This is a genomic window from Streptomyces sp. PU-14G (assembly GCF_041028275.1).
Classification (GTDB): domain Bacteria; phylum Actinomycetota; class Actinomycetes; order Streptomycetales; family Streptomycetaceae; genus Streptomyces.
Genome location: NZ_JASKYT010000754.1, coordinates 1 through 658, shown reverse-complemented (window position 1 = coordinate 658; position 658 = coordinate 1). Strand labels below are relative to the sequence as shown.

Annotated in this window: 1 protein-coding gene; it reads right to left on the bottom strand. The window is 77.4% G+C overall.

What is annotated here, in order from left to right; all coding sequences use genetic code 11:
• Positions 1 to 19: 19 nt before the first annotated feature.
• A partial coding sequence (locus tag AB8Z75_RS35165; RefSeq protein WP_369209221.1) for a helix-turn-helix domain-containing protein occupies positions 20 to 658 on the bottom strand: 639 nt, incomplete at its 5' end.

Here is a 658-nt window from a genome sequence, read left to right as displayed (position 1 = left end):
CGCCGCACCCGTCCGCGCGTCAGGACTCCGCGCCGTCACCGCCCGCCCCGGACGATCCGTCCCCAGCGGTCTCCATCGCGAACAGCACCATCGTCGCGCTGACCCGTACCGCCCCGTCCGTACCCGGCGGCAGGGCCTCGTCGTGGAGCACTCCGCCCAGCTCCCTGGCGCGCTCGCGCACGTCCTCCCACACCTGGGGAGGCAGCCAGACCTCGGCGTCCGTCATCTCGCCCCGCACGGAGGTGTCGCGCTGCGCCGTGCGCCGGCGCAGCTCCTCGCCGAGCGCCCCGGAGAGAGCCAGGTAGGTGTCGACTTCCCGGGCAGCGCCGAGCCGGTCGCCGCTGCCGGGGTCGTGGCGGTACCGCTTGGCAGTACCGCCACGGACGTCGACCTCACCCGCCGCCTCGACGAGTCCCGCCTTGTGCAGCCTGCGCAGGTGGTAACTGACGTTGGCCTGGGTCTGGCCGAGGGCCCGCGCCGCCTCGGCAGCGCTGTGGGCCTGGCCCGTCAGCAGGGAGAGCAGGCGCAGCCGCAACGGGTGGGCGAGCACCCGCAGGTCCGCGACCGCCGCACCCTCCGCGCCCGCCGCGCCCGCCGCGCCCGCCGCGCCCGCCGACGCCTCCGGAGCCGGGGCCGAAGCACGGGCAGGGGCGGGGGC